The sequence below is a fragment of the Acidobacteriota bacterium genome (genome assembly GCA_016208495.1).
In the GTDB taxonomy this organism is placed as follows: domain Bacteria; phylum Acidobacteriota; class Blastocatellia; order Chloracidobacteriales; family Chloracidobacteriaceae; genus JACQXX01.
Window position 1 is genome coordinate 33,713 of sequence record JACQXX010000056.1, and the last position, 26,978, is coordinate 60,690.

Here is a 26,978-nt window from a genome sequence, read left to right on the forward strand (position 1 = left end):
GAGAGCTATATATAATTGTTTTTGAAGTCAATACGTTACAGATGGATAATGTTATTTTTTCTGACGAGTGCGATTGATGCCTGTTGGCTACAAAAACAAACCAGATCGAGCGTACCGGAGGAGTTCACTGGTATTGAGTGAGGGGATGAGTCTGGCCGCGCGATATGTGACCTTTTGGGCCTGAACCGAAAAACGAAGCGCTATGAAATATTTGCAGTGGCAAGCCCTTCGGCTGCGGCCTGCATTGCTTGAACGGCAGCCCCGATGTCCGGAGCCCCAAAAATAGCTGAGCCGGCAACGATCCATTCGGCGCCGTGTTCGACCAGCGACCGGACGTTGTTTGGACCAATACCGCCATCAACTTCGATGCGAACATTCAAATTGCGCTCAGTGATCATTTGACGCAGCCGAGCGATTTTTTGAAGCGAGGTGGGAATAAACTTTTGACCGCCAAATCCCGGATTGACCGTCATGATCAGGATAAAATCAGCATAGGGAAGCACTTCATCCAGCAATGCCAGCGAGGTCCCTGGGTTGATGGCAATGCCTGGCTGGGCACCAAGCTTGCGGATGGCTTCAAGGGTCCGATGCAAATGGGTGACGGCCTCGACGTGGACTGAAATCGAAGTAGATCCAGCCCGGGCAAAGGCGTCAATGTAGCGATCCGCCTCTGAAATCATCAGGTGGGTATCGAGTGGCATATCTGTAACACGGCGAAGGGCTTCGACCACCAGCGGACCAATCGTGATGTTGGGGACATAATGGCCGTCCATCACATCAACGTGGAGGAGCTGGGCGCCAGCCGCTTCAACCATCTGGACTTGTTCGCCGAGCCGGGCAAAATCAGCCGACAAAATCGAAGGAGCAATTTTAATTTCAGGGATCATAACTGGCATACCAAATGGGAAGGCGAAACTGATTTTCGAGAGCGCTCGGTCTGGTTGTGATCTGATGGCAGCCGAAACGCAATAAGAACGCCGCAGAGATCTTCGCTCCACGGAGTCATATCCAGGGACGGTTGAGTTGGAGGGGCAAGTGGGGGTGAATCTGTGGTCCGCGAGGTTTGTTTCACGCGGCTGACATTAATTCGAAGCGTGGTTGACCCGCCTTTGCGGATGATGGCGCCAGGTTTCGGATACTGGCGGAGCACTTTACCGGGTTGTTCCTGGGAATCAAAGACATCAATCACTTCGACCTTCATGCCGACCTGGGCCGCACTTTTCCGAGCCTGATCTTCGTTTTTACCAATCACGTCTGGGACAGCCACTTCTTCACCACGGGAGAAGTAGTAGGTCAGGATCGCACTGGAAATAAAAACAACCGCAAAGATCAAGATCATCAACAGTCGTCGCAGAATAATCCAAAGTGTTTTTGCAAAACCCATGTTTTCTCGGGCGATATGTGCCGAACCCTGTGTGGATCCACACACGGCCAGCCCAATCGTGAATCAGAAAAAGGATGTTCGGGTTTTCAGTCATGCCGCGCATCGAAAGCCACCTGATGAGGTGGTGATGACGTTGCAGTGTGGTAAATCCCATGTCAGCCGAAAATTAGTTTTTCCCAGATGGGGGAGCAAGTGTACACGGTTCCAAACGGGCTTTCAACGTGCACTGTCAAGACCTTTCTTGACGCTTTCCAGGGAAACTGCGATACTCGCGCTTCTTTTTCCTTCCCTCATCTGAGTTTATGCACACTTTTTGGCGACTTGTGCGGTATGTCCGGCCCTATGTCGGCATCCTGCTTCTGGCAGTAATTTTGACAGCGTGCGTTGGTCTTTTTGAAGCGGCCCGAACCGCCTTGATCAAGCCAATTCTCGATGGACTGACCGCCTCTTCACCGGCTGCGGTCGGAGCTTCTCTGCCAGCTTCAATTGGAAATACGGCCCCCAACTCTTCCCCTTCCCTTCTTTTGATTGATCGCTGGCTTCCCCAGGGAACTGCTTTCTGGTATTCGATTTTGGGATTGATGGTCAGTTTTACTTTTTTGCGTGGGGTCAGCCAGTTTTTTTCGAATTATTTGCTGACGACTATCGGCCAAAAGGTCATCGTTCATCTGCGCCAGGATCTGTTTGCGCATTTATTGGCCCAGTCGAACAGTTTTTTCCACCAGCATCGGACCTCTGATTTGACGGCCCACATCATCAGCGACGTTGAAAAAACACAACTGGCGGTTTCACTGTATCTGGCGGATGCCCTTCGGGAAGGCTTCACCCTGATTTGTCTCTTGATTTTGGCCTTTGTGTTGAGCTGGAAACTGACGCTGGTTTCGCTGGCCGTTGTTCCCTTTGTCGCCACGCTCACGGCCCGGTTTGGCAAACGCCTTCGGATGACGAGCCATGCCACCCAGGAAGGTGTTCAGGAAGTCCTCGGGGTTGCCCAGGAAACCCTTTCCCATCAACAGATTGTAAAAGCTTTTGGTGCCGAAAAATTCGAAGAGCAACGATTCCTTGTGGTTTCCGAGCGGTTGCGCCGATCCAACCTCCGAACTGCGCGGGCGCTCTTTTTGCCGTCTCCGATCATGGATTTAATGGGGGTCGGCATTGGGGCCGTGGTGATTTACTACACCCAGTATCTGATTGCGACCGGGCAAATTACGATTGGAGGTGTGACGGCGACGCTGGCGGCACTGTTTCAGTTGTATGATCCGGTCCGCAAACTCAGCCAGACGCACAATGCCTACAGCCAGGTGGCGGCGGCGGCGGCCAGGGTCTTTCGGCTGCTTGATCAACATACAGAAATCCAGGATTTGCCAGATGCGGTTGAGTTGCCTTCTTTTTCCAGCCGAATTGAGTTCTCAGACGTCACCTTTACCTATCCAGGCACATCAACCCCAGCCCTTGATCGGGTGAATCTGGTGATTGAAAAAGGACAAATGGTGGCACTGGTCGGGAGAACCGGTTCCGGGAAAAGCACATTGCTCAACCTGTTGCTCCGGTTTTATGACTGTGATTCCGGGGTTGTTTTAATTGATGGCGTGGATGTGAGAGCGGCAAAACTGGCTTCATTGCGAGCTCAAATGGCCATGGTGTCACAGGAAAGCATCCTGTTTCAGGAAAGCTTCCAATATAATATTGCTTATGGCGCCAAGGAAATTGATCCAAAAGCAGTTGAGGAAGCCGCTAAAGCCGCGTATGCTCAAGAGTTTATTGAAGAACGTGGTGGATACAGGGTGAATGTCGGTGAGTCAGGCAAGGAAATCTCAGGCGGCCAACGTCAGCGCATTGCCATTGCCCGGGCGCTTTATAAAAATGCGCCGATTTTATTGCTCGACGAAGCGACTTCCCACCTGGATACCGAATCGGAACGGATTGTTCAACAGGCATTGACCAATTTGACTCGTGAACGGACCACACTGGTGATTGCCCATCGCCTCTCGACCATTCAACAAGCCGATAAAATTGTAGTTCTCAACGCCGGTCAGATTGTCGAGACTGGCACCCACGATCAACTCCTGGCTGCCAACGGGTTGTATCGCCGACTGTACGACCTTCAGTTTGCTGATGAGTCAGTCGTTGATAAGTCAGTAGTCAGTAGTTGATGAGTCAGTAGTCAGTAGATAAAACCCGGATCGTTGAATCCGTCGAATTCTTGAAAAGAATTGTTTATAACTGACTCAAATAGAATCAAATACACTTGACATGAATTCCAAAACCCCAACACTCAGTTACTGACTACTGACTACTGACTACTGACTACTGACTACTGACTACTGACTACTGACTACTGACTACTGACTACTGACTACTGACTACTGACTACTGACTACTGACTACTGACTACTGACTACTGTACTGACTACTGACTACTGACTACTGACTACTGACTCCCAACTGGAATAAAAACCCATGAAAAGCATGACAGGCTTTGGCACCGCAAAATGCGAAATGCAAGATTTTACCATCAATGTTGATGTGCGAACGGTCAACAGCCGGTTTCTCGATGTTGTGATGCGGCTTCCGGTCGAGTTTTCAGGTCAGGACAACCGGGTGAAAAAACAAGTCCAATCGGTTCTCAAGCGTGGTCGAGTCGAGGTCTCTGTTGTCGTTCAGCCAAATCGTGAAGTGAGTTATGATGTGAATCTTCCGTTGGTGCGTGGCTATGTTGCGGCTTTGCGCCAGGCTCAGGAAGCCACCAGTGTTGATGGCATGCTTGATTTGAGTTTGATTGCCCGATTGCCTGGAGCCATTCAATCAGCCGCACTTGGACCTGACCTGGTTGAGCAGCTTGCCACGGGGTTGACCACGGCGCTTGGGCAGGCACTGGAGAATTTGGAACAAATGCGCATGGCCGAAGGCGCCGAACTCGTTGCGGAATTGACACTTCGGTTAGAGCACATTGGCCGCCGGGTAACTGAAGTCGAGGCCATGGTACCGCAAGTGGTTGAGGCGTATCAGCAAAAACTTGAACGCCGCATCACGGATCTGATCCGCGATAAAGGCGAAATTGACCCGGCTCGACTGGCCCAGGAAGCAGCTTTTTTGGCGGATCGTAGCGATGTCACTGAAGAAATTGCCCGGCTCAAAAGTCACCTGACCCAGTTTGGCCAGCTTCTTGGGGCTCAGGGCGAACTTGGAAAACAGATGGATTTTCTCACCCAGGAAATGAATCGCGAGGCAAATACCATTCTTTCAAAGTCCGGCGACGTCCCGATTACTCAGGCGGCGTTAGCTATCAAGATGGAAGTCGAGAAAATTAAGGAACAGGTGCAAAATGTCGAATGAGGCCGATGTTCGAAAAACGCTTACCCGGCGTGGCGGATTGATTGTGATTTCGGCACCGTCCGGAGCTGGGAAAACAACCTTGCTGGCTCGATTGTTAAAATCGGTTGATAACCTGGGCTATTCTGTTTCTTACACTACACGCGCACCACGTCCTGGGGAACAGCACGGGAAAGACTACTTTTTTGTTTCCGTGGATGAATTTTTGCGAATGCGCGAGCGCGGAGAATTTCTGGAATCAGCCCATGTCCATGGGAATTTTTATGGTACCAGTCGGCGGGTGATCGAGGACGAACTGGCTCGTGGACGAGATATTGTCCTGGATATTGATGTGCAGGGCGCCTCGCTCATCAGTCAGGTCATGCCCCATTCGGCGCAGGTGTTTATTATGCCGCCTGGCTTTGACGTCCTGGCGCAACGGTTGCGGTCACGTGGGCTGGATAAACCTGAAGACATTGAACAACGCTTGCGCAATGCTCGCGACGAAGTTATACGTTTTCGGGAATTTCACTACGTGATTATCAATGATGATTTAGAAGCTGCTACACAGTATTTGATTTCAATTGTTCATTCTGAACGCGTCCGGTGGCGACGTTCAGAGCATATCTTGAGAAACCTGGTTTCCACCTTTGAAGGAGTAGTAAAACGATGACTGACAAAGACAAAAAATCGCTGCATTACGCTGACAGCAAATACCGCCTGATTTTGATTGCTGCCCGGCGCAGCAAGCAAATTCAGAAAGGCGATTCTCCCCGACTGGTTTCTAACTCACACAAACCGACCCGGGTTGCACTCGAAGAAGTCCATAAGGGAATGATCCCGTTTGAAATCCTTCCGCCGCGAAAGGCGAAAGAAGTCGAAGTCGAATTTTAGTTTTGATGAAAGACAATGGCGTGAGGCACTTTGCTCACGCCATTGTTGTTGAAGGTTCAGAACGTTGACTGTGTCATGGCGGTTGTGAGGGCTGAATGATGCTGCTTCTACTGGCTTTTGTGTTGGAGACGAATCAGAAGAGCCGATGAGTCAGTACCGCCCGCGTCAGTGGGTGGGCCTCATTGATTCCAAAATCCACCCGCTCACGCGGGTGGTACTGACAAATCCTTATTTGTACCCTTGACCTGGCGAAATTATTTATGAGCAAACCTGCAACTGTCCGTCCCCGCCCCATTGATCGTGTGCGAAAAGCGATCATTGCCCAGTATCCGCTGTTGTATTTGCTGAGTTGGGAAGAAGATCGTGTCGAGCGGATGATTCAATCAATCGCCCGAGGGTTTAACCCGCCGCTCAATGTCTATATCTGGACCATTTCACAGGGGCTCCGGCATGGAGAAGACTTGATTCCCGGCACAATGGAGGCCCGTGGCGTACTGGAATTTATCATTAAGACCCAGGAACGCGGCTTTTTTCTGCTCAAGGATTTTCATCGTGAAGTCGAAAATAACCCATTGATTATCCGTGAGTTGCGCGATGCCTATTATGCCCTGAAAGAAAAGGGCAAATTTTTGTGCATTGTTTCGCCAATCTTGAGCATCCCTGACGAACTCAAAAAGGAAATCTATCTTGTCGAAGTTCTCTTGCCGGCGGAAGATGAAATCGGTCCCCTGGTTGACTATCTCACCACCCGGTATTTCAAGACGACTATCGCGGATGAAGCCCTGAAGCGCAATCTCATCAATGGGTTAAAAGGATTGACATTTAGCGAGATCCAGCACGTCCTCAGTGGAATCTTTTATGGAAAACAGGTTTTTTCCGAAGAAGTGATCAATCAGGTGCTGGTCGAAAAAGAACAGATCACCAAAAAAGACGGCTTGTTGGAATTTATCTATCCCCGGTTTAAGGCCGAAGATTTAGGCGGATATCATTCGCTCAAAAACTGGCTGGCCAGACGCGCCAATCTGTTTTCAAAAGAAGCTGAACAGGCCAGTGTCTCAAAGCCCAAGGGATTGCTGATGATGGGAATTTCCGGATGTGGAAAGAGCCTGGCGGTCAAAGTCATTTCCTCAATGTGGAACCTGCCACTCTTTCGGCTTGATATGAGCAATATCTTTTCAGGCGTTGGGTACGGGGCACCGGAAAACGCGTTTCGGCGCGCCCTGGCTTCGGTCGAAGCCCTCTCCCCTTGCGTCTTATGGATTGATGAAATTGAGACCGGCATCGTCGGCATCAAGGAAGGCGCCCAGGGAGGGCCGTCAACTCGCATTTTTGCCACGTTCCTGACCTGGATGCAGGAAAAAGACGAACAGGTTTTTGTGGCCGCCACAGCCAACCGGATTGACTTGCTCCCGGCGGAATTCATCCGCAAAGGGCGATTTGACCAGGTCTTTTTCCTGGATTTGCCTAACGAAGAAGAACGCAAACAGATTTTCACGATTCACCTGCTCCGCAAAGGGTGCAATATGATGGGGTTTGATCTGGTGACGCTCTCAAAAACCTCAGAAGGCTGGAACGGTGCTGAAATCGAGCAAGCCGTGGAAGTTGCCTCCATTGAAGCATTTAACCAGAAAGTACCGTTAAGCATGACTCATTTGATTAAGACCCTGAGTCAGACCATTCCGCTTTCACGCACCATGACCGAACAAATCAAGCACATCCGAAGCTGGGCGCTCGCTCGGGCGATCAATGCTTCCTAGCGAAGTAGCGAAGTAGCGAAGTAGCGAAGTAGCGAGTAGTCAATCCAAAAATCAGCGATTGGCAAGTTCTAAATAACCCAAACACACCTGAGTGATCAGAGATATTTCGAGAACCCGGAACCCGGAAAAATATCTTGACTGATTCTTAATTTAGACTTAATCTAAGTTCGCTATGAAGCGACTCTCACATCAATCAGTCGAAAATCTGGTTCGGACCAAAGGGTTGAAGATGACACCCCAACGGCAGGTGATTGTGGAATTCCTGCAGTCGGTGGATCATCACCCGACGGCGGAAGAGGTTTTTCGGGCGGTGAATGAACGCTTTCCGATGACCTCGCGAGCAACGGTCTACAACACACTTAACTGGTTGAAAGAAGCTCATCTGGTGGCTGAACTTTTTGAAAACGGGATTGCCCGGTTTGACCCAAATTTAATGCCACACCACCATTTCATCTGCCGTCAGTGCGGTAAAGTTGAAGATATTGATTGGGAGGTCGTGGCACCAGTGGTGCAGGCGGTGCTCCCTGGCAACCAAAAAGTTGAGACCTTTGAACTGACTCTTCGCGGTTTGTGCGCTCATTGTGTCCAACCGTAGTATTTTTTTGTAAATGGACTTAGATAGAGTCTAAAAAAAGAATTTTTCCAAATTTCCCGGAGTTGATTTATGTTTACATTGCAGCACATTGACCATATTGCTTTCACCGTCAAAGATCTTGAAGTTTCTGCCCGCTGGTATCAGGATGTCCTGGGTCTTGAGCGCCACCAACCCAGCAGCGAACCCTACCCGATTGATATGATTTCTGGAAATACCGCGATTGCCCTGTTTCCGGCCAAAGCTGACCAGCAAGTCACCCGCCCCACCTGGCACGTTGCTTTTCGTGCGGATCGAGCCAATTATGACCGGGCTCAGGTGGTTCTCAAGGAACGCGGCATTCCGTTTGACATTCAAGATCACGGCTATAGCGTGTCACTCTATTTGACTGACCCGGATGGCCATGTGGTTGAAATCACAACGTATGAAGTTTAATGCGAAGACGGTGGCTGAAGGCTTGGGGCGGAAGAAAGTGGGCGGAAGACATCGGGCGGAAGATATTGGGGATTGGAACCCACAGCCCATTTTCTTCAGCCCCCAGCCCTGAGCCCGAGGTTTTCAGCCCTGAGCCCGAAGTTTTCAGCCCTGAGTCCTAAAAGAAGAGGTGAAACAATGACTGACATCGGATTGACTCATATTGCACTCCCCGTGACGGACGTTGAGGCCAGCATCGCTTTTTATACCCGATATGCGAATATGCAGGTGGTTCACCGCCGGCATGACACGAGCACCAATACCACTGTGGTCTGGTTAAGCGACCGAACGCGCCCGTTTGCCATTGTTTTGATTGGTGTTCCTCTGGTCACAGTTCGCCTGTCGCCTTTCGCCCATCTGGGAGTGGGGTGTGCTTCGCGTGAAGAAGTTGACCGATTGTGCGCCCAGGCTCGCGCCGAAGGATGTTTGATTTCCGGTCCTGCGGATGCCGGCGTACCGGTTGGATACTGGGCTTTTCTTCGGGACCCGGATGGACATACACTGGAACTCGCTTTCGGTCAGGAAGTCGGTCTGACCGTCGAATCAGTTCCATCATAGAGCAATTATGAATTATGAATTATGAATTATGAAATGGCTAACTCTCTGTGATTCAATTAGATACCACGTTCATAATTCATAACTGGCATTGTTTTGATATTTTTTTCAAAAGGAGATGATGATGTTGATTCAGAAGTTTGGTGAGTTGGATGGATATGGAGTTGGACTTGGTGAAAACGAACGGACTCGATTGATTGAAGTCCTCAATCGAAATATTGCCAACGCCGCCTTGCTGGCAACCAAGTACAAAAAATATCACTGGACGGTTTCCGGTGCTCTGTTTCGTGAGCTTCACTTGCTCTTTGACGACCATGCCACGAACGTGAATGAAACTATTGATGAGCAGGCTGAACGGGTGATGACCCTGGGTGGTGTCCCGATTGGAAGCCAGGAAGAACACCTCAAATTTGGCACGCTCAAATCAGCGGAGCCGGGAATTCTCACTCCAGACACGATGCTTGAAGATTTGCTCCACGATCACCACAAAGTGATTTTGGAGCTCCGGGCCGACATTGAAACGGCGACCGGATGTGGCGATCCTGGAACGGCTGATCTCTTTACCCGGATTGTTCAGGTTCACGAAAAAGACGCGTGGTTTATTGCCGAGCATCGCAAGCGGGATCGGTGATTATTGGGTCAGTAGTTGATAAGTCAGTCGTCAGTAGTTGATAAGTCAGTAGTCAGTCGTCAGTAGATAAAACCCGGATCGTTGAATCCGTCGAATTCTTGAAAAGAATTGTTCCTAACTGATTCAAATAGAACAAAATCCACTTGACAGAGAATTCAAAATCCCAACACTCGACTACTGACTACTGACTACTGACTACTGACTACTGACTACTGACTACTGACTACTGACTACTGACTACTGACTACTGACTACTGACTACTGACTACTGACTACTGACTACTGACTACTGACTACTGACTACTGACTACTGACTACTGACTACTGACTACTGACTACTGACTACTGACTACTGACTACTGACTACTGACTACTGACTACTGACAAAAGAATTTCCGCAATTGACCGGCGGTTCAGCGCATTGGCTGTGCCGCCGGTTGTGTTTTGGAGAAAGGCCAAATTGGCCCGGACGAGATGCTCGTTGATATCGGTCATTGGAATCACGTCAGATTCGGTGAGCGATTCAAGCCTGTCTTCGGCTTCAGTGAAGTTGAGTGGGCAAACATCAAGCAAGGCTTCATCCGTTTCTTCATCCACGTAGAGCAGTGGAAACCCGTGCGTGCGACAAATCACGGGACGCGCCGGGTATACCGCGCAATCGCCATCAACTAATGCTGGACAGGGGATGGAGCTTGCCGGGTCAGGCGGGAACTCAGTATCAGGTGCGATAGTTTCAGCTTTAAATCGGGCTTCGCGATCAAGCGTGGCGCGTGCCTGGTGAGATAGCTTTTGGCGGACTGATTCTGGAAGGATTTTGAGAAATTGACGCAGGTTTTCTGCCTCGACTTCAAAAACTGATAGATGTTGCTGACAACACCCGGTACACCCTCGGTGGCAGGTGATTTCAGTTGGAAACTGGCTGGTCAAATCAAATGTGGTTTGGGTAATCCAATTCAAGAGGGCTTGATACTGGGCCAGGGCTGTAGTGGTTGACATTATGACCTCTAAGAAAAAAGAAGCGGCGTATGAGAACTGGGACAGCTCTATTTTCAGCCGAAGCGCCCGGTTTCTTCAATTCCAAATCGCATGTTCAGGCGTGCAATGGTATAAATTGAGCCTCACGGCGACATCAATGTTCCCTCAACGCTTACTGTTGCTTCCATTCCCCTTTTGATTTTCACCGACGAGGTTTTTGTGGCGACTTCAACTTCAACCCTGCGTGTGGCACTCATTGGGACCGGGCGTGTGGGACGCATCCGGGCCCGCGAACTCAACCTGCGCAATGATGTTCGATTGGTTGCGGTGGCGTCACATTCTTTGACTCGGGCTCAGGAACTGGCGGCACCGTATCAGGCTGAAGCCACGACCGACTGGGAAACACTGGTCAAACGACCCGATGTTGATGTGGTGATGGTATGTACCTTAAATCAACAGCATGCGCCCATTTGTGAAGCGGCACTCCATGCCCGCAAACATACTTCGGTGGATTATCCGGCTGCCCTCTCGCTGGCTGAAACTCAGCGTCTGATTGATCTGGCCAGAGGTCAATCCATTGTGTTCCACGTGGAACATATTGAACTGCTCGCCCCCTGGTTTCAAGCACTGGTCAATAACCTGTCGAAAGTTGGTCAACCGCTGGCTGTATTATGGGGCGATTTGAGTGCCCGAAAACCATCATTGGAGGATTGGACTTTTAATATCAATTCCGGTTTTTCCTTGTTTGCTGGGGCTTCGGTGCTCAGCCGGTTGATCCGACTGGCTGGACCCGCCCAGTGGATTGATGCTTCTGAGACCCTGGTTGGCACCACCGATGACGGCTTCTTCCAAAGCCGCTTTACCACGGCGCACATTGGCTTTGCCAATGGTGTGATTGGTCAAATTGCGGATGCCGCCGGACTCGCCGTGACTGGTGTTTCACATGCGCTGACCATCATTGGAACTCAAGGAATGCTGGTTGCCAAGAATCGCCAGCAGGTCAAACTGGCCATCGGTACTGAAGTAATTGATATTCTCCCCATGGCCCATCACCTGAGCCACTTTGCCCAGGATGTGACCTCCTTTGTCGAAGCCATTCGATTGGGAAAACCGACCTATGTCTCGCTTGATCATGTGCTCCAGGTTATGCAACTGGCCGATGCTGCCGAACGATCTTGCCGCGAAGGCCGACGCGTTGTGCTCAATTGAATGAAAAATGAAGCATATCTTTAGTGGTTAGTGGTTAGAAATCAATCCTTTTCAGAAAGACATGAGAATCAAGAGCCAATCATTTGTGCAAGTTACCCAAATTTCGCCCCAATAGCACTGCCTTGCCAAAAGACCAGTGCCGACCAGATCGGGATACGACTCGCAAAGGGGAATCTTGTTGGGCCTTGAGCAAACTGAAAATTCACCAAAATCTCCTTATCACTCCGACAAAACCGACTTTCACCCTTTCTTTTATATCCTTTATGCCCTTTGGTTTCAGGCTCAATAACCAAACCTGGGCAAACAGTCAGTGTTTTGGGCGAAATTTGGAAAATGAAGCATGGAAATCACTGGTTGCTTCAACCCAAAACCTTCAGCCCCGAGCCTGCGAGTTTTCAGCCCGAAGACTTCAGCCCCGAGCCTGCGAGACTTCAGCCCCAAATTCCTATGTCCCTATCCCAAACTGCTTTACAAGACACGATTGTGGCGATTTCAACGCCTCCTGGACGCGGTGCCATTGGCATGGTTCGCTTGAGTGGCCTGCAGGCGCTCTCTATTGCGAAACAGCTTTTTCACAGCCGGAGCGTCCTTGATGAAGTTCCCTTCCGGGCAGTGCGCGGTGATTTGTTGGATCTGGATTCCAGTGCGCCCATTGATGATGGGCTGGCGATTTATTTCCCTCGTCCACGCTCGTTTACTGGCGAAGACGTGATTGAATTTCACTGCCACGGGGCACCGATTGTGCTCCAGCGAGTGGTGCAGATGGCGATTCGAAGCGGCGCCCGGACGGCGCTTCCGGGCGAATTTACCATGCGTGCGTTCCTCAATGGCCGCATCAATTTGACTCAGGCGGAAGGCATCCGTGATCTCATCAATGCTCAGACCGCCTATCAGGCCCAACTGGCGGTTCGGCAAACGCGCGGCGAACTCTCGCTCAAACTTCAGCCTGCCAAGGAATCGCTGCTCTCGATGATTGTGCATATGGAATCGTCGGTTGAGTTTGTCGAAGAAAACCTTGATACCCATACCCGAAACCACATCATTGACCAGTTGACCAAACTTGAAACTGAACTTGGGGCACTGGTTGCGACCTACAAAGCTGGTCACCTGGTCCGACAGGGCGTCAGTCTCGCCATTATTGGCCGTCCAAATGTCGGCAAATCAAGTCTGTTTAATGCCCTGCTTGATTCAGACCGGGCGATTGTCACCGACTTGCCGGGAACAACCCGCGACACATTAACCGAAAGCCTTGCCATTTCAGGTATCCCGGTCAGGCTGGTGGATACGGCGGGCATTCGTGCCACAACGGATGTGGTTGAAAAGATCGGTGTCGAACGCAGTTATGCCGCCCTCAACGAAGCCGATGTCGTGGTCCTGGTGGTTGATGTGGCGACTGGCATTCAGCCTGAAGATGAAAACTTGATGCAGTTGCTCAGTGATCGGCACGCGGTGGTTGTCCTCAATAAAACCGATTTGCCGCACCAGGCGGATGAATTTATTTCGGCGATTGAACGGCAGCATCTGGACGTGCCAATCGTTTCCGTTTCAGCCAAAACCAGATCTGGATTGCACGAACTCCGCGAAGCCATCTGGCAGGTCTGTAGTGGTGCTTCGCTTGATAGCCAGCCGGATATGCTCATCACTGATGCCCGACACGCTGAAAAACTCAATGAAACGCTTGAATCACTCAGCGCTGCCCGTGAAGCCTTGATTGAAGGATATTCAGAAGAAGTGCCACTGGCGGGAATGCACCGCGCCCTTGGTGCCCTGGGGGAAATCACAGGTGAAGTCACCGTCGAGCAGATTTTCGACCGGATTTTTGCAACGTTTTGTATTGGAAAATAGGTTTTAATAAGGTTTTAAATTGACATATTATCTGTGAACTAGCTAAATTTAGCTTAATGTGTAAATTTAGCTATTTGGCTTATTGGATATAAATCTAAACAATGCTCAGTACCTGAGTAACTTTTTCAGGAAGAATAAATCTCTTCAAAGGCTAACTCTATGAAAAATATGATGTTCCAAAACCCATTCCGACCAGGAGCCGGTCACCCGCCACCCTATCTTGCCGGGCGAGATCAAGAGACAAAAGAATTTCACAAATTATTGCGGCAAACCGTCATTCTTGAAAATTTAATCTTGACTGGGCTTCGAGGAGTTGGGAAAACAGTGCTGTTGGATACCTTCAAGCCGATTGCTATTCAAGAAGGGTGGAAGTGGTCAAGTACTGATTTTTCTGAATCAGCCAGCGTTAATGAGGAAAACTTAGCGATTCGGTTACTGACGGATCTGGCGGTCATTTCATCAAGCATTGAGATTTCACAAAAAGAAATTCAACAGATTGGGTTTACTGCTACCGCGAAAGTTGTCCGACAAACCTTGAATTTTGAAATTTTGCAGTACTTGTATAAACAAACTCCTGGATTAGTTTCTGACAAGCTTAAATTTGTACTTGAGTTTGTTTGGAAACATCTGCAGAACACACCTTGTCGTGGAATCATTATTGCCTATGATGAGGCCCAAAATCTCAGTGATCAATCCGCAAAAGAACAGTACCCATTGTCCATGTTGCTTGATGTCTTTCAATCAATACAAAAGAAGGGTATTCCCTTGATGCTGGTTTTAACCGGGCTTCCAACACTGTTTCCAAAACTGGTTGAAGCCCGGACGTTTGCTGAACGGATGTTTCGCATTGTGACCTTGACCCGGTTGAATGAATCAGCAAGCCGTGAAGCAATTGAGAAGCCAATCAAAGATACAAACTGTCCGGTTACCTTTACGGCTGAATCAGTCAACAGCATTGTTGATCTGTCAAACGGCTATCCTTATTTTATTCAATTTATTTGTCGCGAAGCCTTTGACGCCTTTATTCAACAAACTGAGAGAGAAAAAACCGGGCAGCTCCCGGTGGATGAAATTCTGAGAAAGCTGGATAGTGACTTTTTCTCAGGTCGTTGGAACCGGGCAACGGATCGCCAGCGCGAATTATTAAGCGTGATCAGTTCCCTAAAGAATTGTGATGAAGAATTTACAGTTCAGGAAATCGTTGATAAATCGAAGAGTAAAAGCGGAAAATCGTTTAGCAGTAGCCACGTGAATCAAATGTTATCCAAGCTGGCTGAAGCTGGTTTAGTGTATAAAAACAGATTTGGGAAGTATTCTTTTGCCGTTCCTTTGCTTGGAAAATTTATTCAGCGACAAGAGAAAACCGCATAACCGGTTTTCAACTCATTGAAACTGCCCAACCATTTCAGAAAAGTGGTTAGCCGTTAAGTTATAAGCCATCACCATCCTCCCATAAAACCCTTAGCGTTAGGTGGATGCACAAAGTCAATGTAGGCATTCTTTACACCTGCGTGAAGTGCTGCTTTTCGGGCCTTGGCATAGTTTTGGCCGACTCCTAGCAACTGATTTCCATCAAGAGCAATATATTTTCCAGCATAGTCGGCATAGTTTGCCTTCAACCATTCCTCTCGTTGTTGGCGTTTTATTGCCCGAACTTCCTGATCTTCATTTGGTAATGAAGGCGAAATGGTTACTTCATGGATAAATTGTGGTTGAACCTTTCGTTGAGATAGCTCTTTGTGCAAATCAACTAAGAATTCAAGTTGTGTTTCAACTGGAAGCGCCCGTAGTTCTGAGATGAGAGGAAAAAGTAATTCTTGTGTTTCAACTGGGAGTTGTTGAACAACTCGTGCACTCAATTCCTGTGTATTCATTGTTTCCTCCTGTTCCTGTTACTTAACTTCAGCCCGAAGTCTTCAGCCCTGAGCTTGCGAATCTTCAGCCCGAAGTCTTCAGCCCTGGTATCAGCCCCAAGCCCTCAGCCCTGATATTAGATTGCCACACCCATTGATGAATTGAAACTGCGGGGCTGACTCAGCGGCATTCGGCAAAGAGGCTTCGCACCGGGCGTTCAATCCTGTATTCTGCTTCCCTTCCTTCAAAATCCCTAAACATCTTGTATCAGCATGGTTTGAGGAGCACGCAAGAGACCTCATTTCTCAGTATTGATGTGGTGAATATGTCAGTTGAATATTGTTTTAACGAAGAATTTGATGTGGTTGTGATTGGGGCCGGGCACGCCGGTTGTGAAGCGGCGCACGCTGCCGCTCAACTTGGCTGCAGCACGGCGCTGATTACTTTGAACCTCGATTTGATTGCCCAGATGTCGTGCAATCCGGCGATTGGCGGCATTGCCAAGGGCCATCTCGTGCGTGAAATGGATGCCCTTGGCGGCCTTATGGGCCAGATTATTGATCGAACAGGGATTCAATTCCGGTTGCTCAATCGCAGTCGCGGGCCAGCGGTTCAGTCGCCACGCGCGCAGGCTGATCGGGGACTCTATCGCACGGAAATGCGCCGCTATCTGGAAACCGTTCCCAATTTGCATCTGCGACAGGGCGAAGTCATTGACATCATGGTCGAGCAGGATCGCATCATCGGTGTCGAGATGTGGGATGGCCGCAAGATTGCCACCAAAGCGCTGGTGGTTTGTACTGGGACGTTTCTCAATGGGTTGATTCACATTGGACCGCGCACCTATTCGGCTGGACGGTCTGGTGAATTACCTTCCATTTTGCTGGCCGCTTCGTTTCACAAGCTGGGGTTGCGCGTGGGACGGTTAAAAACTGGGACGCCGCCCCGTATCAATTCCCGAACGATTGATTTCTCAAATCTTGAAGAACAGCCGGGTGATTCCACGCCGGTTCCGTTCTCGTTCCAGACGCGAAAAGTCGTGCAGCCGCAGTTGTCGTGTTACATCACCTACACGACGCCGGATACCCACCGCATCATTCGGGACAACCTGGACAAGTCGCCGCTCTACAGTGGGCAGATTCAATCCACCGGGCCTCGCTATTGCCCGTCAATTGAAGACAAAGTCGTCAAGTTTGCCGACAAAGACCGGCATCAGATTTTCCTCGAACCCGAAGGCCATCACACCAACGAAGTCTATGTGAACGGGCTTTCAACGAGCCTTCCGATTGATGTTCAGGAAAAAATCGTGCGGTCCATTCCCGGCCTTGAAAAAGCGCAGTTGATCCGGCCTGGATATGCAATTGAGTATGATTTTGTTGATCCGACCGAATTGCGTCCGACGCTCGAAGTCAAACGAGTCCGCGGCTTGTTTCACGCCGGGCAGATCAACGGGACGACTGGTTATGAAGAAGCGGGTTGTCAGGGCTTGATTGCCGGTATGAATGCGGGCCTGATGGCGCTTGGTCGTGAACAAATCACCCTTGATCGCGCCAAAAGTTATGTCGGAGTCTTAATTGATGACCTGATTACCAGCGGCGTGGATGAGCCGTACCGGATGTTCACTTCGCGTTCTGAAGTCCGGCTTCTGCTGCGAATTGACAATACTGATCAGCGATTGACGCCACTTGGACGGCAAGTTGGAATGGTCAACGACGAGCAGTATCAGGCATTTCTGGCCCGGCAAGAGCGAGTTAAAGAATTACACACGTTGCTTGAAAAGACACCACTTTCGCCAACGTCTGAGGTGTACGAGACCTTCCGCCAGACAACCGGAGGGACACAAATCAGGGAAACGACCCGACTGGCAACGCTGGCCCGGCGCCCGGAAGTCACCATCGAGGCCATTGCCGGAGTCCTGCGTCAACTAAGCCATGAAAATTTCATTGAGGAAGAACTTGGCGTGGCGGTCAATGATCTGAAATATGCCGGCTACGTCAAGCACCAGGAAAGTACCGCCCAGAAAATGGCGAAAGCGGCTGAAGTGAAAATCCCAACGGATTTTGTTTTCCGTGGAATCCCAGGACTCTCGCGGGAAATGAGCGAGAAATTTTCACGAGTCCGCCCGGAAACAATTGGCCAGGCGGGACGCATTCCTGGCGTTACTCCGGCGGCAATTGCCATTCTGAGCATGCACCTCGAAATTCACCGCCGGGGATGAAAAACCAGGACTGAGGGCTGAGGGCTTGGGGCGACTGAAGGGATGAGGGATGAAGGATGAGGGATGAAATAAAACCAGTTCTTCAGCCCAAGTTCTTCAGCCCAAGTTCTTCAGCCCGTCTTCTTTAGCTCGTCTTCTTTAGCCCCAAGCCTATGTCTTCCCTTCTGACCTCCCTTCGCCCATTGCTTTCCCAAAACAAGATTGATCTTTCTGAACTGCAGCTTGAGCAGTTGGCTGGGCATTTTGAAGTGCTTTGTCACTGGAATCAGCGCATGAGTCTGACGACGATTACTAACCCCGAGGCCGCCGCCCGGTTGCACTATCTGGACGCGCTCGCTGCCGCACCTTATCTGGAGGCACTCAACAACGAAGTGGAGGTATGGGTTGATGTCGGCTCGGGTGGTGGATTCCCAGGTGTGCCGCTCTCAATAATGTTCCACGTGGAACATTTTTGGTTGACCGATAGTCAGCACAAGAAAGCCCTGTTCCTCAACGAAGTTGTTCAAAACCTGGGGCTCGAATCACGCGTGAAGGTTTTTGAAGGTCGCGTTGAAGCCGGACAACTGGCAGGACTCTTCGGAACAGAAAAAATCCCGCGCTGGGGAATCCTCGCGCGGGCAATTGAGAAACTGGACAAACAATTGCCGAAACTTTTGAAACTGCCTGGACTGCACGCGGCTTTGGTGTGGGTTGGTGGAGACACGGCTCAGACATCGAGTCAGAACCCACCGCGTGGCTGGACAGTTGAAACAGCGAAATTGCCTTCAGGCGATCAACGCTATCTGTTGATGCTCAGAAGGAACCCTTAGCGAAGAATCGTTCGCCAGATGATTTTCCCATCGCGGTTAACGTAGCTAAGCTCTTTCGGCTCAAACGCGATTTTCACAGAGGCTAACTCGCCGCGGAATGGTTCCGCTTTGCCAAACCTGGCGGGAATGACCACGTTTCCAGTTGAATCAATGTACCCATACTTTGCATCTGGTGTTACACCATTTCCAAGAAACACAGCCGCCCTCCCGCTTGAGAAGGAATCAGCCGTTTGAAATTGGAAGGGAACCACCACCTTTCCCTCGGCATCAATAAACCCCCATTTGCCATTTTTTCGAACAGCAGCCAGTCCTTCCGAGAAATTACTGGCATCTTCAAACTCGGCTGGAATAACGAGTTTTCCTTGCCGGTCACAAAAGCCATAACTTTCTGCTTCATCTTGTGCGATGACCAGGATTTTGGCTCGTCCATTGTGAAAACTGGAGGCTGATATCAATTGCGGCGGAATCTGCCAGTCTCCACTGGGAGTGATAAACCCATATTTCCCATCCTTAAAAACCAGTGACAACCCTTCTGAAAAATCATAGGCTATTTCAAACTCGGGCTGAATGACGACTTGACCTTGCAAATTGATAAAGCCCCACTTGTTGTCAATCTGAACGGCGGCCAATCCCTCCTGAAATCCATTTACTGATTGAAACTGCAAGCAATCAATGACCTTCTCTCCGTGACGATTGATGAATGCGATGGGTGGGCGTGGAATTAGTACTCCAAACCTTTTTATTTCGTCAAAGACCACTTTTGCCAGTCCATTATGAAACTCACCAGCGGCATCGAATCTTGGTTGAATGACTAGGGTTCCAGTTTCATTGATGTACCCCCACTTTCCATTCATCTTGACGCCAGCAAGTCCTTCAGAAAACGGAGTAACTTCCTCTAGTGTAGGTGGAATGACTTTAGCGCCATTTGCATTTATAAATCCCCACCCGCGACGGTGAATGTAAACTGGGTAAAGTTGTGGGTTTCCAATGATGACTGGAAGTTGATTCGATTGAGGTTTAGCCGTTTTTGATGGGATAAAAAGTGTCACAACCGCCAGCGGCAACAGCATCAGAACCAGATTTGCCAGAATTAGATTTTTGTTTTTCGAAAACCAGGTTGCCAGATATGGTTGACTGGTCATGAGATAAACCTCCCCTCACAGGCGATACCTTGTTGAAGGCTGCTCTCTATTCAAACAAAAAAAGAGGAGCACCGCAAGGCGACTCCTCTTCAGAGATTTGGGCCGAATGCATTTTGAGGTTACTGGCTACTGACTACTGACTACTAACTGATTTGATTCCCTTAAAATTCACCCGAACCGCAAGCTGAAAGGCACGTGGACCGCCTGTTCCAAACACACCGCCCGCCGTTTGAATCGGTGTTCCAAACCGTGATGACCGCAAAAACCCAGGATTATTTGGATCCTGGCTGTCGCGAATCAACGTGTTTTGGAAGCCGGAATAATTCACGTTGGTCACGCCACGAATGTTGGTCACATTAAACAGATTAAACACTTCGGCGATGCCCTGCACTTTGAGCCGGTCGCCGATGGTAAACGTTTTGGTCAGTCGCAGGTCAAATGACTGGAAGCTATCGCCAAATCTCAGGTTGTCATTGACGAGCGGGAGCAATCCAACCCCGGCGATTCCGCTTCCGGCGTTGATTTGGGTGATGAATTCATTGAGATCTGCCCCCGTCTTGAATTGTCGCCCGGCGGCATTGCGCTGGATGTATGGAATCCGGGTTGTACCATTGGGCAACACGATGTCAAACGGGACACCCGACGTGGTTGTGTAAATCGGTGAAAGCTGAAACCCCAGCGGCAGGTCAAATCAATTTGTCGGCGTTCCCGCAGGTGCGACTCGACTTTGCTCCAGATCGAAGGTGGAGACGAACTGGATGGAGCTTCCCTGGCTTAGCACAAGTTTCTGATCAGAACAATCAGGAACTCGAATCCGCTTAGATAAATATTTCCTGGGAGCGCCGGCATCCTGCCGGCAACTGATTGGACATCAATCACGTTGTGCCGGCAGGATGCCGGCGCTCCCAGGGTGACCATGTTCCACGTGGAACATTTTATTCGCAAAAAGACGGTTCCTGTCACCTGAGCCTTTTCTGGGATGGGGCACTGTGGTAGATTCGCTCCTTCCCTCACAAACGCATCTACACGTCACAACCAAATCTTGAATTCACGAACGAACCTGGGGGTCGCATGGGGAAAATTATTGCAATTGCTAACCAAAAGGGCGGAGTGGGAAAAACCACCACCGCGATTAACCTTTCGGCGAGCCTGGCTGTCGGCGAGGTGAAAACACTGGTGGTTGATCTGGATCCTCAGGCAAATTCAACCAGCGGTCTTGGCATTCAGCGCGGGTCTTTTCGTCGCAGCCTCTATAACGTGGTCATTCTGGGTGACATGATGACCAATGTGATTTTGCCGACTGAAATCGAATCGCTCCAGATCGGACCGGCGGATCGAAATCTGGCTGGCGCCGAGGTTGAACTGGTTGACATTGCCCAACGTGAATATGTGCTTAAAAAAGCCCTCGAACCACTTCGCGAACGCTATGACTACATTATTATTGATTGTCCACCAAGCCTGGGACTTCTGACCGTCAATGCGTTGAGTGCCGCTGATTCAGTGCTGGTGCCGATTCAGTGCGAATATTTTGCCCTCGAAGGGGTTTCCGAATTGCTCGACACCCTGGTGCGCATCCGTCGCAGTTATAACCCGACCCTCGCGGTTGAAGGGTTTTTGTTGACGATGTTTGACGAGCGGACTAACCTCTCGACCCAGGTAATGAATGACCTGCGCGATTTTTATGGGAGTCAGGTGTTTGAAACCGCGATTCCCCGCAATGTGCGGTTGGCCGAAGCCCCAAGCCACGGCAAACCGATTATCCTGTATGATGTGAAATCCCGTGGGGCCGAAAGCTATCTTCGATTAGCCAATGAGGTAATGAGTCATGACAAGAAAGGCATTGGGGCGCGGACTGAGCGCTCTGCTTCCAGCGAATTCGTATCAAGGTGATGATTTCCTTGAAATCGACATCGACCGGATCAGCCCAAACGCACAGCAACCCCGAACAACCTTTCGCGAAGAGTCACTTGAGGAACTCGCCCAGTCAATTCGCGCCAACGGGGTCGTCCAGCCAATTTTGGTTCGTAAAAATGGCCTGGGCTACGAACTGGTTGCCGGGGAACGGCGCTGGCGTGCGGCTCAACGGGCTGGCCTGCATAAAATTCCAGCCGTGGTGAAAGACGTTCCCGATGAAAAATTATTGGAACTGGCTCTCATCGAAAACATTCAGCGCGAAGAACTCAACCCGATTGAAGAAGCCAATGCCTACCAGCGATTGATGCAGGATTTCAAACTGCGTCAGGAAGATATTGCCCGCCAGGTCGGCAAAGAACGATCCTCCATTGCCAATATGCTGCGTCTCCTGCGTCTCTCTCCCGACGTGCAGCAGTTGGTCGAAGATTCCCGCATCAGTATGGGACACGCCAGAGCTATCCTCAGCCTGGAAGATGAAACCCTGCAACGGCAGGTCGCCGAAGATATCATTGCGAAAGGACTTTCGGTCCGGGAAACCGAACGGATCGTCCGGCGCTTGATTGATGGGCCTCCCCAGCCAACTGCCCAACCCAAAGAAGCAGATCCCAACCTCAAAGCTGCCGAAACCAAGCTGCAGCGCACCCTCAACACCAAAGTCCGAATTACAACCGGGGCCAAGGGCGGACGGATTGAAATTGACTATTACAGCGATGAAGATCTGGATCGCATTTATCATCAATTGATGGGAAATAGTTCGCTCGACGTCAGCGAAGAGCAACCTTGAGTGCGTCGTGAGCCGTCAGTCCCACCTGCGCGAGCGGGTGGGCAATTCAATGTGTGAGTTGGTCCCTCCTTATTCGAAACCCTGGAAGAATGATCAGGTGCAAGGTGACAAGATGAATTTTTTCATCCCTCATCCTTCATCCCTCATCCCTTCCGAAAACCCTGACCCCCAACCCCTGAACAAAACCCTTTAACCGTTCAAAAAGGAGACCTGTGTATGCGCTTCGGCAAACAGCAGCCAGTCGAACATGGTGGGATGATTTTGGGAGATACCGAAATTCGCGGCGAAGTGACCTTCAAGGACCTGATCAGCATTGAAGGCCGACTCTATGGCCGCATCCAATCCGAAACCGGCAGGCTGATATTGGCCGAGAAAGGGTTTGTTGAAGGCAACATTGAGGTTGGCTCAGCCTCGATTTCAGGCGAAGTGCAAGGCAATGTTTTTGCCCGTGAACGCATTGACATCCACGGAACCGGAAAAATTGACGGCGATATTTGTGCGCCGGTGCTGACAGTGGATGCTGGGGCCAAGATTACCGGGCGAGTCGAAACTGTTGCCCCAGGGGCCGGTATCCGGGTTGGGAAACCTAACCAGCCGCAAAGTCCAAAAGCGGTTGAAAAAGATGAAAAAGGCGGCCTGCGGGCCATGGGGTGATGGAAAGAATGAAGAATTGAGAATGAAGAATGAAGGTAGTGGTTAGTGGTTAGTGGTTAGAAATCAATACTTTCCAAGAATCAAGAACCAATCTGTTTCTTCATTCTCAATTCTTCATTCTTCATTCTTCCTGGTGCCAATCGTGGTGGCAATGGCGACATTGGCGGGCAGTTGAGGTACGAAGCGGTTTCCCACAAAGCGGACAAGGTGGATGATTGGCCGGGTTAAACAGACCCCCTCGATGATTGACCCAAAGTTTGGCCAGGTTTATTGAACATCCAGTTATCTGCATCAAGCCCTGCATCGCCAATACACCTTTTTTGGCATCAATGAGTTCAATCAATTGCTGAAGTTCAGTTTCTGTGAGGCTGGCAAAATGTGGGATTTGCTGGCCGCAGTCAAAGCAGGTTGTCCAGGTGATATTGTTTTTGAATGGGGTGTTTTGAGAGGACGTTGGTCTATCGTTCACGACGAAGGCTGGCTTTTAATATTAGGCTGGGATCTTTACCCGAGCTTCATACCAGTGATTAATTTCCTGAACCATTCGATTCATTGAATCATTATCAAGTTTTTCAAGTGGTGTCGTTTGATCAATTATCAACTGAGGTGAACCATCTTCAGAAAAAACTGGTTTTCGAACCCACTTATAAAAACCTTCATCAGTATCCATCCTAAAAACAAAAAGACACACCGGAAATGGAATATCCAGTAATTGTTTAGTTTCTTCCTCTTGAAGGAAGCTTGTGGCTTGTTTTGTTGTCCAAGGCTGATCTGGCTTGTGCTGGATCTCTGCTTTCACAATAACGCCAAACATTCTTCCGGTGTAATTTCCTTCTTTGGAAAGACTTACAAGTAAGTCGGGGAAAAATCCAGGTCCTTCCATTTTAACAACAAGGTCATTTCTGCGGGTCAAGTAAACAATGGCAAGCTGTTCGGCACGAATTCCCAAAAAAGAAGTTTCTCCACCTTTCATATGTTTATCTCCACCCTGGATCAAAGAATTTCGATGATATCTGCTTTTTTTGTGTCCCTTTCCAAAATTGACAAACTTCGTCAAAAAGCAAATCCTGATTTATTTTGTGGATTGGATACGTTGTCGGCAAGCTTGAAATCCGTTTGAGGGACTCTCCGTTGGCAGAAAGAATAAAACCTTCTTCTTTTACCTCATCAATCCCAAAAATGTATGTTGGTGCCGGATAAGATGCCAATTTTTGAATACCCTCGGCACTAACTTGAACTTTAAGCCGATGTTTTTGCTTTGTATATCCATCGCGGGTTGTTTTCACTTGAGCGAAAAAATATAAAGTTTGGTCACCGGAACCAATCAATTCAACGATAAAATCAACTGCCGGCCATTTATCTCCAAGAAACTGAGGGCGAAAAATTGGGTATGGACGCCCAAACGATTTGGTTAGCAAAACAAAGAAAATGGCCTCTCCTCGTTGGCCTATCTCATTTGAAATTAATCGGTTGTGCCTCGAGAATAAAATGACTGGCATTATCTTATGAATAACCCCATTTCAACCTTTTGCCGCCTGTGCCTGAACCGCTGTAATTGCAATGGCATCCACGATGTCTTCAGCTTTGCAGCCACGTGACAGGTCGTTGGCTGGTTTGGCCAGTCCTTGCAAAATCGGACCAATCGCGGTGGCGCCGGCCAGTCGTTCGGTCAATTTATAACCGATATTGCCCGCTTCCAGGTTTGGGAAAATCAACACGTTGGCCTTTCCTGCCACGGCACTTCCCGGTGCCTTTTTAGAGCCGATATCGGCAATCAACGCCGCGTCCGCCTGTAATTCGCCATCTACTGAAAGCTCTGGCGCCCGTGCGCGAACCGTCCGGGTGGCTTCGACAACTTTATCCACCAGTGGATGCGATGCACTGCCCTTGGTTGAAAAAGAGAGCATCGCCACCCGTGGTTCGACCTGCAGGAGCGCCCGACAGCTTTCCGCTGAAGCAATCGCAATTTCGGCCAGTTCGGTGGCATTCGGGTTGATCACCACGCCGCAATCGGCATAAATGAAGTTTCCGCTGGCCCCAAGCGACGAACTTGGTAAAGCCATCAGAAAAAAGCTCGACACAATTTTGAACTTCGGATGCAGCCCAATCACCTGCAGTGCGGCCCGTACGGTGTGGGCCGTGGTATTGGTCGCGCCAGCCACCGAACCGTCTGCTTTCCCAAGCCGCACCATCATGTTGCCAAAATAGAGCGGCTCCATGACCTGCTTGCGAGCTTCATCCGGAGCAATCCCTTTGGCTTTGCGATGGTCATAATATTCACGGGCATAGAGTTCCAGGTCTGGCGTCTTGCGCGGATCAACCACGGTAAACGGACCCAAATCCACGCCCAGCGAACGGGCCTTTTCTGTGATCTTTTCCACATTGCCGATGAGCGTCAGCCGCGCCATTTTCAAACGATCAACCATTTGTGCGGCCAGAATCGTGCGTTCGTCTTCGCCTTCAGGAAGAACAATATGTTGCGGTTGAGCGGCTGCTCGGAGTCGAAGCGTTTCAAGGATTTTCATAGGTTTTAGGGCTGGGGGCTGGGGGCTGGGGGCTTGGGGCCTGGAAATATTGGTTCCAAAGCCCGAAGCCCAGTCATCAGAGATTAACTGCCAAGGGCCTTCTGGATATCAGAAAGCCAGTTTTCAGCCGAAATAGTGGTTTGTGAACTGTCCTTCATTGAGCGCAACGCCCACTGGCCGGTTTGGAGTTCGGTTTCGCCCAAAATCAAAACCAGTTGGGCGCCGACTTTATCTGCCAGTTTCATCGAGCTTTTGAGACTTCGGTGTTCAAAATCCATCAACGTCGCCACACCAGCCCGTCGAAGCTCGCTGACAATCGTGACGGCTTTGTGAAATGCGGCTTCCCCAAGAGGGGCCACAAACACCTGTGGCGTGTTGGTGTCTTTGAGGTCTTCAGGGAGCGACATCGCAAACCGGTCAACGCCGATGGCAAATCCGAATCCTTTGGCGGGTGGACCGCCGAGTGTTTTAGACAACCCGTCATAGCGTCCGCCGCCGAGCAAGGCGCTCTGTGACCCAAGCGAACCCGAGACAATTTCAAACACGGTTTTGGTGTAGTAATCCAGCCCACGTACCATCTGCGAGTCAACCACGTAGGAAATCCCACGTTCGTCAAGCATCCGGCACAGCGCCTCAAAGTGGCGATGGCTTTCGTCAGACAACAAGTTGATGGTGGATGGCAGTTGGGCCACCACTGCTGTATCAATTTTGCAATCCAGAATGCGCAACGGGTTGGTCTCATACCGTCGCTGGCAGTCTCCGCACATGGTGCTGATCCTGTCCTTGAGTTCGTGTTTGATCATGTCGATAAACCGAACCCGTGTTTCCGCATCGCCAACTGAATTCAGCCGAAGTTCTGTGTTGGGAATTCCCAGCGCGGAAATCAAATGCACCAGAATTTCGATACATTCAGCATCAATCGCCGGGTTATCGGTTTTGCTGATGACTTCGGCGCCGATCTGGTAAAACTGCCGGAAGCGTCCTTTCTGTCCGCGTTCGCGTCGGAATTGCGGCCCGCTATAAAAAAGTTTGACGGTGTCGGCCTGCGTCCACATTTTGTGCTGAATGAACGCCCGAATCACCGATGCTGTATTTTCAGGTCGGAGCGTGAGCTTGTCGCCGTTGATGTCGGTCCAGGAATACATTTCCTTGGTCACGATGTCAGTTTCAGTGCCAACACCGCGTGCAAACAGCTCCGTATGTTCAAAAATCGGTGTCCGGATTTCCTTGAACCCAAACCGGTGGAAGAGTTCACGAGCGGTAGATTCGATAAATTGAAACTTGTGAATGTGGGCTGAAGTGTCAGTGGTAAATTCAGCCGGTAGCAAATCGCGGGTGTATTTTGGAGTTTTAAGCATAAAGATTTCAGTCAGTAGTCAGTAGTCAGTAGTCAGTAATTATTTAAGGAAAGAGTTTATTATCAACTGAATATAATGAGATACAGCTATCT

General features: G+C 49.8%; 28 protein-coding genes. 17 read left to right on the plus strand and 11 right to left on the minus strand.

Annotation, left to right across the window (positions count from 1 at the left end; all coding sequences use genetic code 11):
* Positions 1–200: 200 nt before the first annotated feature.
* Complete coding sequence (locus HY774_09830) at positions 201–896, minus strand: ribulose-phosphate 3-epimerase (GenBank protein MBI4748777.1); 696 nt, start codon at positions 894–896, stop codon at positions 201–203.
* Positions 884–1,384 (minus strand): PASTA domain-containing protein, encoded by a 501-nt coding sequence (locus HY774_09835; protein MBI4748778.1) that lies wholly within the window; start codon positions 1,382–1,384, stop codon positions 884–886. Before HY774_09835 ends, HY774_09830 begins: the two co-directional genes overlap by 13 nt.
* 302 nt (positions 1,385–1,686) lie before the next feature.
* Here HY774_09835 and HY774_09840 point away from each other — a divergent pair, with 302 nt between their 5' ends.
* The 9 genes from HY774_09840 to HY774_09880 all read left to right on the plus strand — a co-directional run bounded on the left by HY774_09840 (position 1,687) and on the right by HY774_09880 (position 9,599).
* A complete protein-coding gene (locus HY774_09840) occupies positions 1,687–3,537 on the plus strand; it encodes an ATP-binding cassette domain-containing protein (GenBank protein MBI4748779.1) in 1,851 nt (616 codons plus the stop codon).
* A 307-nt stretch (positions 3,538–3,844) separates the two neighbouring features.
* On the plus strand, positions 3,845–4,720 hold the full coding sequence (locus HY774_09845) for a YicC family protein (protein MBI4748780.1): 876 nt from the start codon (positions 3,845–3,847) through the stop codon (positions 4,718–4,720).
* On the plus strand, positions 4,710–5,369 hold the full coding sequence (gene gmk, locus HY774_09850; GenBank protein MBI4748781.1) for a guanylate kinase: 660 nt from the start codon (positions 4,710–4,712) through the stop codon (positions 5,367–5,369). Before HY774_09845 ends, gmk begins: the two co-directional genes overlap by 11 nt.
* The gene (gene rpoZ / locus HY774_09855) at positions 5,366–5,590 is read left to right on the plus strand and encodes a DNA-directed RNA polymerase subunit omega (protein ID MBI4748782.1); all 225 of its coding nucleotides are present in this window, start codon (positions 5,366–5,368) and stop codon (positions 5,588–5,590) included. Before gmk ends, rpoZ begins: the two co-directional genes overlap by 4 nt.
* 260 nt (positions 5,591–5,850) lie before the next feature.
* On the plus strand, positions 5,851–7,347 hold the full coding sequence (locus HY774_09860) for an AAA family ATPase (GenBank protein ID MBI4748783.1): 1,497 nt from the start codon (positions 5,851–5,853) through the stop codon (positions 7,345–7,347).
* A 172-nt stretch (positions 7,348–7,519) separates the two neighbouring features.
* Entirely contained in the window at positions 7,520–7,942 is a 423-nt protein-coding gene (locus HY774_09865; protein ID MBI4748784.1) for a transcriptional repressor, read from the plus strand.
* A 69-nt stretch (positions 7,943–8,011) separates the two neighbouring features.
* Complete coding sequence (locus HY774_09870) at positions 8,012–8,374, plus strand: VOC family protein (protein MBI4748785.1); 363 nt, start codon at positions 8,012–8,014, stop codon at positions 8,372–8,374.
* Positions 8,375–8,551: 177 nt separating this feature from the next.
* Positions 8,552–8,971 (plus strand): VOC family protein, encoded by a 420-nt coding sequence (locus HY774_09875; GenBank protein ID MBI4748786.1) that lies wholly within the window; start codon positions 8,552–8,554, stop codon positions 8,969–8,971.
* Positions 8,972–9,092: 121 nt separating this feature from the next.
* Entirely contained in the window at positions 9,093–9,599 is a 507-nt protein-coding gene (locus tag HY774_09880) for a DNA starvation/stationary phase protection protein (protein MBI4748787.1), read from the plus strand.
* A gap of 363 nt (positions 9,600–9,962) precedes the next feature.
* On the opposite strand, the gene HY774_09885 is transcribed toward HY774_09880, so the two are convergent.
* The gene (locus tag HY774_09885; protein ID MBI4748788.1) at positions 9,963–10,595 is read right to left on the minus strand and encodes a YkgJ family cysteine cluster protein; all 633 of its coding nucleotides are present in this window, start codon (positions 10,593–10,595) and stop codon (positions 9,963–9,965) included.
* 198 nt (positions 10,596–10,793) lie between these two features.
* Between HY774_09885 and HY774_09890 the strand changes: the two genes are divergently transcribed.
* The 3 genes from HY774_09890 (at position 10,794) to HY774_09900 (ending at position 14,999) form a co-directional block, all read left to right on the plus strand.
* Positions 10,794–11,783 (plus strand): Gfo/Idh/MocA family oxidoreductase, encoded by a 990-nt coding sequence (locus tag HY774_09890; GenBank protein ID MBI4748789.1) that lies wholly within the window; start codon positions 10,794–10,796, stop codon positions 11,781–11,783.
* A 447-nt stretch (positions 11,784–12,230) separates the two neighbouring features.
* Positions 12,231–13,628: a tRNA uridine-5-carboxymethylaminomethyl(34) synthesis GTPase MnmE gene (gene mnmE / locus HY774_09895; protein MBI4748790.1), complete on the plus strand. Its 1,398-nt coding sequence runs from the start codon at positions 12,231–12,233 to the stop codon at positions 13,626–13,628.
* 168 nt (positions 13,629–13,796) lie between these two features.
* Positions 13,797–14,999, plus strand: a complete 1,203-nt coding sequence (locus HY774_09900; GenBank protein ID MBI4748791.1) for an AAA family ATPase — start codon at positions 13,797–13,799, stop codon at positions 14,997–14,999.
* A gap of 68 nt (positions 15,000–15,067) precedes the next feature.
* On the opposite strand, the gene HY774_09905 is transcribed toward HY774_09900, so the two are convergent.
* Positions 15,068–15,502: a hypothetical protein gene (locus tag HY774_09905; protein MBI4748792.1), complete on the minus strand. Its 435-nt coding sequence runs from the start codon at positions 15,500–15,502 to the stop codon at positions 15,068–15,070.
* A gap of 305 nt (positions 15,503–15,807) precedes the next feature.
* Here HY774_09905 and mnmG point away from each other — a divergent pair, with 305 nt between their 5' ends.
* Both mnmG and HY774_09915 read left to right on the plus strand, forming a co-directional pair.
* Positions 15,808–17,700, plus strand: a complete 1,893-nt coding sequence (gene mnmG / locus HY774_09910) for a tRNA uridine-5-carboxymethylaminomethyl(34) synthesis enzyme MnmG (protein ID MBI4748793.1) — start codon at positions 15,808–15,810, stop codon at positions 17,698–17,700.
* Between the two features lie 152 nt (positions 17,701–17,852).
* Positions 17,853–18,509 carry a class I SAM-dependent methyltransferase gene (locus tag HY774_09915; GenBank protein MBI4748794.1) on the plus strand — a complete coding sequence of 219 codons (657 nt, stop codon included), beginning with the start codon at positions 17,853–17,855 and terminating at the stop codon, positions 18,507–18,509.
* Here the strand turns inward: HY774_09915 and HY774_09920 are convergent.
* Entirely contained in the window at positions 18,506–19,651 is a 1,146-nt protein-coding gene (locus HY774_09920) for a WG repeat-containing protein (GenBank protein MBI4748795.1), read from the minus strand. The two genes, HY774_09915 and HY774_09920, sit on opposite strands and share 4 nt — an antisense overlap.
* A gap of 133 nt (positions 19,652–19,784) precedes the next feature.
* Positions 19,785–20,270, minus strand: a complete 486-nt coding sequence (locus HY774_09925) for a hypothetical protein (protein ID MBI4748796.1) — start codon at positions 20,268–20,270, stop codon at positions 19,785–19,787.
* Between the two features lie 452 nt (positions 20,271–20,722).
* Between HY774_09925 and HY774_09930 the strand changes: the two genes are divergently transcribed.
* The 3 genes from HY774_09930 (at position 20,723) to HY774_09940 (ending at position 23,003) form a co-directional block, all read left to right on the plus strand.
* Complete coding sequence (locus HY774_09930; protein ID MBI4748797.1) at positions 20,723–21,541, plus strand: AAA family ATPase; 819 nt, start codon at positions 20,723–20,725, stop codon at positions 21,539–21,541.
* On the plus strand, positions 21,477–22,349 hold the full coding sequence (locus tag HY774_09935; protein ID MBI4748798.1) for a ParB/RepB/Spo0J family partition protein: 873 nt from the start codon (positions 21,477–21,479) through the stop codon (positions 22,347–22,349). The genes HY774_09930 and HY774_09935 overlap by 65 nt, the downstream gene beginning before the upstream one ends.
* Positions 22,350–22,565: 216 nt before the next feature.
* Complete coding sequence (locus HY774_09940) at positions 22,566–23,003, plus strand: polymer-forming cytoskeletal protein (protein MBI4748799.1); 438 nt, start codon at positions 22,566–22,568, stop codon at positions 23,001–23,003.
* A 121-nt stretch (positions 23,004–23,124) separates the two neighbouring features.
* Here the strand turns inward: HY774_09940 and HY774_09945 are convergent, their stop codons facing one another.
* The 5 genes from HY774_09945 to HY774_09965 all read right to left on the minus strand — a co-directional run bounded on the left by HY774_09945 (position 23,125) and on the right by HY774_09965 (position 26,886).
* The gene (locus tag HY774_09945) at positions 23,125–23,472 is read right to left on the minus strand and encodes a hypothetical protein (GenBank protein MBI4748800.1); all 348 of its coding nucleotides are present in this window, start codon (positions 23,470–23,472) and stop codon (positions 23,125–23,127) included.
* 21 nt (positions 23,473–23,493) lie between these two features.
* A complete protein-coding gene (locus HY774_09950; GenBank protein ID MBI4748801.1) occupies positions 23,494–23,976 on the minus strand; it encodes a DUF4365 domain-containing protein in 483 nt (160 codons plus the stop codon).
* Between the two features lie 4 nt (positions 23,977–23,980).
* Positions 23,981–24,466, minus strand: coding sequence for a DUF4365 domain-containing protein (locus HY774_09955; protein ID MBI4748802.1), 486 nt, complete (start codon positions 24,464–24,466; stop codon positions 23,981–23,983).
* Positions 24,467–24,523: 57 nt separating this feature from the next.
* Entirely contained in the window at positions 24,524–25,528 is a 1,005-nt protein-coding gene (pta, locus tag HY774_09960; GenBank protein MBI4748803.1) for a phosphate acetyltransferase, read from the minus strand.
* An 83-nt stretch (positions 25,529–25,611) separates the two neighbouring features.
* Positions 25,612–26,886, minus strand: coding sequence for a histidine--tRNA ligase (locus HY774_09965; protein MBI4748804.1), 1,275 nt, complete (start codon positions 26,884–26,886; stop codon positions 25,612–25,614).
* Positions 26,887–26,978 lie beyond the last annotated feature (92 nt).

Excerpts from the sequence above, each read along its gene's own strand:
- HY774_09935 (MBI4748798.1), top strand. The coding sequence starts at position 21,477 with ATGACAAGAAAGGCATTGGGGCGCGGACTGAGCGCTCTGCTTCCAGCG.
- HY774_09950 (MBI4748801.1), bottom strand. The coding sequence starts at position 23,976 with ATGAAAGGTGGAGAAACTTCTTTTTTGGGAATTCGTGCCGAACAGCTT.
- HY774_09865 (MBI4748784.1), top strand. The coding sequence starts at position 7,520 with ATGAAGCGACTCTCACATCAATCAGTCGAAAATCTGGTTCGGACCAAA.
- HY774_09905 (MBI4748792.1), bottom strand. The coding sequence starts at position 15,502 with ATGAATACACAGGAATTGAGTGCACGAGTTGTTCAACAACTCCCAGTT.
- HY774_09965 (MBI4748804.1), bottom strand. The coding sequence starts at position 26,886 with ATGCTTAAAACTCCAAAATACACCCGCGATTTGCTACCGGCTGAATTT.
- HY774_09830 (MBI4748777.1), bottom strand. The coding sequence starts at position 896 with ATGCCAGTTATGATCCCTGAAATTAAAATTGCTCCTTCGATTTTGTCG.
- mnmE (MBI4748790.1), top strand. The coding sequence starts at position 12,231 with ATGTCCCTATCCCAAACTGCTTTACAAGACACGATTGTGGCGATTTCA.
- HY774_09930 (MBI4748797.1), top strand. The coding sequence starts at position 20,723 with ATGGGGAAAATTATTGCAATTGCTAACCAAAAGGGCGGAGTGGGAAAA.
- HY774_09915 (MBI4748794.1), top strand. The coding sequence starts at position 17,853 with ATGTCTTCCCTTCTGACCTCCCTTCGCCCATTGCTTTCCCAAAACAAG.
- HY774_09920 (MBI4748795.1), bottom strand. The coding sequence starts at position 19,651 with ATGACCAGTCAACCATATCTGGCAACCTGGTTTTCGAAAAACAAAAAT.
- rpoZ (MBI4748782.1), top strand. The coding sequence starts at position 5,366 with ATGACTGACAAAGACAAAAAATCGCTGCATTACGCTGACAGCAAATAC.
- HY774_09885 (MBI4748788.1), bottom strand. The coding sequence starts at position 10,595 with ATGTCAACCACTACAGCCCTGGCCCAGTATCAAGCCCTCTTGAATTGG.
- HY774_09840 (MBI4748779.1), top strand. The coding sequence starts at position 1,687 with ATGCACACTTTTTGGCGACTTGTGCGGTATGTCCGGCCCTATGTCGGC.
- HY774_09940 (MBI4748799.1), top strand. The coding sequence starts at position 22,566 with ATGCGCTTCGGCAAACAGCAGCCAGTCGAACATGGTGGGATGATTTTG.
- HY774_09860 (MBI4748783.1), top strand. The coding sequence starts at position 5,851 with ATGAGCAAACCTGCAACTGTCCGTCCCCGCCCCATTGATCGTGTGCGA.
- HY774_09835 (MBI4748778.1), bottom strand. The coding sequence starts at position 1,384 with ATGGGTTTTGCAAAAACACTTTGGATTATTCTGCGACGACTGTTGATG.
- mnmG (MBI4748793.1), top strand. The coding sequence starts at position 15,808 with ATGTCAGTTGAATATTGTTTTAACGAAGAATTTGATGTGGTTGTGATT.
- gmk (MBI4748781.1), top strand. The coding sequence starts at position 4,710 with ATGTCGAATGAGGCCGATGTTCGAAAAACGCTTACCCGGCGTGGCGGA.
- pta (MBI4748803.1), bottom strand. The coding sequence starts at position 25,528 with ATGAAAATCCTTGAAACGCTTCGACTCCGAGCAGCCGCTCAACCGCAA.
- HY774_09875 (MBI4748786.1), top strand. The coding sequence starts at position 8,552 with ATGACTGACATCGGATTGACTCATATTGCACTCCCCGTGACGGACGTT.
- HY774_09900 (MBI4748791.1), top strand. The coding sequence starts at position 13,797 with ATGATGTTCCAAAACCCATTCCGACCAGGAGCCGGTCACCCGCCACCC.
- HY774_09880 (MBI4748787.1), top strand. The coding sequence starts at position 9,093 with ATGTTGATTCAGAAGTTTGGTGAGTTGGATGGATATGGAGTTGGACTT.
- HY774_09845 (MBI4748780.1), top strand. The coding sequence starts at position 3,845 with ATGAAAAGCATGACAGGCTTTGGCACCGCAAAATGCGAAATGCAAGAT.
- HY774_09870 (MBI4748785.1), top strand. The coding sequence starts at position 8,012 with ATGTTTACATTGCAGCACATTGACCATATTGCTTTCACCGTCAAAGAT.